The 4,681-nt window shown below is 66.0% G+C and carries 8 protein-coding genes; all 8 read left to right on the forward strand.

Translation table 11 applies throughout. The features are described 5' to 3' along the window. The coding region (locus tag ACRDU5_RS08455) for a helix-turn-helix domain-containing protein (protein WP_526614033.1) at positions 1-287 on the forward strand (287 nt) is incomplete at its 5' end. Then, positions 284-712, forward strand: a complete 429-nt coding sequence (locus ACRDU5_RS08460; RefSeq protein WP_526614034.1) for a hypothetical protein — start codon at positions 284-286, stop codon at positions 710-712. The genes ACRDU5_RS08455 and ACRDU5_RS08460, both read left to right, overlap by 4 nt. Before the next feature lie 123 nt (positions 713-835). Continuing rightward, a complete protein-coding gene (locus tag ACRDU5_RS08465; protein WP_526614035.1) occupies positions 836-1,033 on the forward strand; it encodes a hypothetical protein in 198 nt (65 codons plus the stop codon). 17 nt (positions 1,034-1,050) lie between these two features. Then, positions 1,051-1,428, forward strand: a complete 378-nt coding sequence (locus tag ACRDU5_RS08470) for a cupin domain-containing protein (RefSeq protein WP_526614036.1) — start codon at positions 1,051-1,053, stop codon at positions 1,426-1,428. 84 nt (positions 1,429-1,512) lie between these two features. Then, a complete protein-coding gene (locus ACRDU5_RS08475) occupies positions 1,513-1,680 on the forward strand; it encodes a hypothetical protein (protein ID WP_526614037.1) in 168 nt (55 codons plus the stop codon). Between the two features lie 219 nt (positions 1,681-1,899). Further along, entirely contained in the window at positions 1,900-2,565 is a 666-nt protein-coding gene (locus ACRDU5_RS08480) for an Rv1733c family protein (protein WP_526614038.1), read from the forward strand. Positions 2,566-2,815: 250 nt separating this feature from the next. Further along, complete coding sequence (locus ACRDU5_RS08485) at positions 2,816-4,270, forward strand: catalase (RefSeq protein ID WP_526614039.1); 1,455 nt, start codon at positions 2,816-2,818, stop codon at positions 4,268-4,270. Between the two features lie 152 nt (positions 4,271-4,422). Further along, positions 4,423-4,614, forward strand: a complete 192-nt coding sequence (locus ACRDU5_RS08490; protein ID WP_526614040.1) for a ferredoxin — start codon at positions 4,423-4,425, stop codon at positions 4,612-4,614. The last annotated feature ends 67 nt before the right edge of the window (positions 4,615-4,681 follow it).

A 4,681-nucleotide genomic window follows, 5' to 3' on the forward strand; every position in this document is an offset into this window, starting at 1 on the left:
CCCGCGCAGTCACCGAACTGGTGGAGTTGTTGGCGGAGTTGGGTTTTGAGCCCGAGCCCGCCGAGGGTCCGCGCACGCGCGAGATCCGGTTGCGGCACTGTCCTTTCCAGAACTTGGCCGAACAACATGGCGAGGTGATCTGTTCTGTGCACCTGGGCCTGATGCAGGGTGCGCTGACGGCGATGCGGGCACCGGTCACCGTGGATCGTCTGGACCCGTTCGTCGAGCCCGACCTGTGCGTCGCGCACCTCGCACCCGCACCGACCCGTGATAGGGCATCGTCATGACCGACCTCGTTATCCGGGTCGCTGCCGCGGCCACGCTGATATGGATGGGCATGGTGTTGGCGATCTCCTTCCTGGAAGCACCGCTGAAGTTTCGCGCCGAAGGCCTCGAGCTACGGGTGGGCCTGGCCATCGGGCGCATCGTGTTCCGAGCCCTCAACATCGCCGAGGTCATCTGGGCGGTGGTCATCGCGGTCTGCCTGACCATCGCCCCGTCATCGCGCCCCGTGCTCGTACTCGCCGCGGTGACAGCGGTGCTGCTCGTCGTGCAGCTGCTGGTGGTGCGGCCGAGGCTCAGCCGGCGCTCGGCCCGCGTACTGGCCGGCCATGACGCACCCCGCTCACGCGCACACCACGCCTACATCGGGTTGGAGGCGCTCAAACTCGCCGCGCTGCTCGCCCTTGGTGCCGCCCTGCTGGCGGGATGACGATCCCGCAACTCACCCACGAAGGAGAACACCATCACCGTTCATCAGCCGGCCCTCGAGGCGCTCGGCGATCACGACTATCTGGTCCGGTTTCAGCAGGACCAGGACACCGTGGTCGTGCGCATGCACGCCGACCCCGCCGTGGTTGCGCAGATCGCCGACGACGAGCAGCACGTCGTCGAGGCGACCGCGGCTTACCTGATCGCCCGTCAAAGCGTCGACGACCTGCCCGAGCAGGTCGACCTCGACACGGTCGCCGCCGCCTACGACGGCTATGTCGAGGACCTTCACCGCCAGTTGACCCCGCCCTCGAACCGCTGAGAACCGGGACAGCCACTATGGACAAGGTCTCGCTGACCGCGCTTGGCCGGCAGCATCTGACGGCCGCACACCACGCCCACAGCGGGCGCAGCGCGCACACCGTGTACGGGGGGCACCAACACACGTTGCGACAAACCCTGATTGCGCTGACCACGGGCACCCAACTTGACGATCACGAGAGCCCCGGCGAAGCCACGCTGCAGGTTTTGCACGGGCGGGTTCGGCTGACCAGTCCTGACACCAGCTGGGACGGCCGCCCCGGCGATCACCTCGTCATCCCCGCCACCCGCCACGGCCTGCACGCCGTCGACGACAGTGTCGTGCTGCTCACCGTCGCCAAATCCGTTCAGCGCTACGGCGAACCCACCTATGACGACGATCTGCCTGGGCAATGAGGCGAACAGTCCACGCCCCAAAGGCTGCCATCGTGATCGACGTCATGACCGACGGCGAAGGACCCGCAGCACGACGATCCCGGCTTGGGCGGCGACCATCATTGGCCGCTAGGCGCGGAAGCACTTGCGCGCATTCGCCGATGCCCGTGGCGTTTCGCGCATTCGAGGGCCTGCGACGATCCGCGGTTCGTCGCCGAGGACGCCAAAGAAGGGCTGGCCATGATCGAACTCGCGGCCACCGACATCGACTGACCATGTGTGCTGTCGAAACACGACAAAGCACCGCGCCGCCGTTGTCTGGTTGTGGCAAACCCTGCGAGGTGCATCCACACCACCATGGGGATAACCGATGGTCGAGCTGTGGAGGTGGGTGATGGTTATCAGCGAGCGGACCGACGGCCGCGCTGCTAACCACGCTGGTAGCAGTCGGCCCACTACTGGACGAAGCCAACCCGCGGCCAGGGGATGTCGATGAACCCCCACGATCAACGCGGGACGGCGCACTGGCGGGCGGATGAAGCCGCGATGGACACCTTTACCATGCGCCTGCCCCGGTGGCCGGTTCTGCTGCGCCTGGCCGGCCGCGATCCACTGGTCCGCGCCACCGATCGGATCGAGGCACTGGTTTTGGTGCTGGCTGTCGTGGTGTCGCTGCTCGCCATCCCGATCACAGCCGCCGCGGGCACCGCGGTCTATGACTCGCTCCGCCAGGTCTACGCCGAGCAGGCCGACACTCGCCACACCGTGGCCGCAACGGTCACCGACGTCCCTGCCTCCCAACAAATCTTGCGAACAGCCACCACCACCGTGTCGGCCCGATGGAACGCCGCCGGCGCCGAACACACCGGCGCGGTCAAGGCGCAATCGACAACCAAAACTGGCGACACCGTTGAGATCTGGGTCGACAACAACGGAGCGCAGGCCCCCGCACCAACCCCGACCACCCGCGCCGCCATGGAGGCAGCGACGGGCGCACTGGTGATCTGGATAAGCGTGGCCGCCATCGCGGCGACGCTGTACACCCTCACCCGGGCCGTATGCGACCGTATCCGTTTCACCGGGTGGCAACACGATCTCGAGCACTTGGTCGGCAACGGCGACGGGCATCAGCAGCCAGGCCGCACGTCGGAACGGTGAAACTCTGCTCATGGCACCCCCGTACACCGACCCCACACACGGACACAACGTGGCAAATGACCGCGGCGATCGATTCCTACACCCGCGACCAACCACTCGGCAACCGGATGCACGGTGCAACGGACCCGCCGCATGCCCCAATCGCACTGCAGCGCTGGGAATCTGACGGAGGCGCTGGGCAATGAGATGAGTTGCTGGACACACCGTTCAGCGATCCCGAATAACCAAACCCCAACCGAAAGGCAACGACATGACCGACACTTCGACCACAGCGCCGACGACGACCGATGCCGGCATCCCGGTGGAAAGTGACGAGCACTCGTTGACCATCGGCCCCGACGGACCGATCCTGCTGCACGACCACTACCTGATCGAACAGATGGCGGCGTTCAACCGCGAACGCGTCCCCGAACGCCAACCCCATGCCAAGGGCAGCGGCGCTTTCGGGCGCTTCGAGGTTACCAACGACGTCAGCGCCTTCACCAAGGCCGCGGTGTTTGCACCCGGCACCACCACCGAGACGGTGATCCGGTTCTCCACCGTGGCCGGCGAACGCGGCAGCCCGGATACCTGGCGCGACCCCCGCGGCTGGGCGCTGAAGCTCTACACAACCGACGGCAACTACGACATCGTCGGCAACAACACCCCGGTGTTCTTCATCCGCGACCCGCTCAAGTTCGGCCACTTCATCCGCTCGCAAAAGCGCCGCGCCGACAGCAACCTGCGCGACCACGACATGCAATGGGACTTCTGGACGCTCTCACCGGAGTCCGCACACCAGGTCACCTACCTGATGGGCGATCGCGGCATCCCCTGCACCTGGCGGCACATGAACCTCTACGGCTCGCACACCTACATGTGGATCAACGCGGGCGGCGAAAGGTTCTGGGTCAAATACCATTTCATCACCGACCAGGGCGTCGCGAACCTCACCCAGGCCCAGGCCGACGAGCTGGCCAAGCTCGACACCGACCACCACACCCGCGACCTATTCGAGGCGATCGATTGTGGCGAGCACCCGAGCTGGACGCTGAATATGCAGATCATGGGATTCGACGACGCCAAGACCTACCGGTTCAACCCGTTCGACCTGACCAAGGTGTGGCCGCACGCCGACTACCCGCTGATCGAGGTCGGCAAGCTGACCCTGGATCGCAACCCCACCGACCACCACAGCCAGATCGAACAAGGCGCCTGGGAGCCGTCCAACATGGTGCCCGGCATCGGGGCCAGCCCGGACAAGATGCTGCTGGGCCGGATGTTCGCCTACGCCGACGCCCACCGCTACCGAATCGGCGCCAACTACAACCAACTCCCGGTCAACGCACCACAGTCGCCGGTGCACAGCTACAGCGCGGCCGGCCTAATGCGCTACCAGCTGGCGACCGACCCGGTGTACGCGCCCAACTCCAAGGGCGGGCCGCTGGCCGACACCGCCCGCCACGGCGAGCCCGCCGGTTGGCACACCGACGGTGACATGGTGCGCACCGCCTACACGCTGCGCGCCGAAGACGACGACTGGGGCCAGGCCGGCACCCTGGTCCGCGACGTGATGGACGATGCGGAGCGGGAACGCTTGGTGGACAATGTCGTTGGCCACCTTCGGGCCGGCGTCAGCGAGCCGGTTCTGCAACGCGCCTTCGACTACTGGCGCAAGGTCGACCGCGACCTCGGCGATCGGATCGAAAAGGGTGTTCGGCAATGAGCCAAACCATCGAGTCTGAACCGTCGCACACGACGTTCACGACGGTGAACCCGACACTCTCGGATCACCTCGTCCTTGTCGAGGTGATCAACGAACGCGGCTAGGCCGAAACGGCCGGCAAGTAGCTCACGGCGACGTGAAGGAGCAGAGGCATGCGTGTCGTAGTGGAACGTGATCGCTGTGAAGGCAACGCCGTCTGCGTGAGAATCGCGCCCGAGGTGTTCACACTCGACGAAGTCGAATACGCCATGGTCACCGCCGACCCTGTCCCCGTCGAGCAGGAGACGCTCGCCCAGAAGGCCATCGCCGAGTGCCCGCGCGCGGCCCTCGCAGCCAATCGGTAAACGAACGGCACCTTGGTGCTGTCGGCACTATATCGGCGGCGGGCTGGGTTTTCCTCGCGCCACGGCG

The organism is Mycobacterium sp. (assembly GCF_050701515.1).
Lineage (GTDB): Bacteria > Actinomycetota > Actinomycetes > Mycobacteriales > Mycobacteriaceae > Mycobacterium.

Bases quoted from the DNA above. Each gene is read 5' to 3' on its own strand.
- ACRDU5_RS08460 (WP_526614034.1), top strand. From the start codon at position 284: ATGACCGACCTCGTTATCCGGGTCGCTGCCGCGGCCACGCTGATATGG.
- ACRDU5_RS08465 (WP_526614035.1), top strand. From the start codon at position 836: ATGCACGCCGACCCCGCCGTGGTTGCGCAGATCGCCGACGACGAGCAG.
- ACRDU5_RS08470 (WP_526614036.1), top strand. From the start codon at position 1,051: ATGGACAAGGTCTCGCTGACCGCGCTTGGCCGGCAGCATCTGACGGCC.
- ACRDU5_RS08480 (WP_526614038.1), top strand. From the start codon at position 1,900: ATGAACCCCCACGATCAACGCGGGACGGCGCACTGGCGGGCGGATGAA.
- ACRDU5_RS08485 (WP_526614039.1), top strand. From the start codon at position 2,816: ATGACCGACACTTCGACCACAGCGCCGACGACGACCGATGCCGGCATC.
- ACRDU5_RS08490 (WP_526614040.1), top strand. From the start codon at position 4,423: ATGCGTGTCGTAGTGGAACGTGATCGCTGTGAAGGCAACGCCGTCTGC.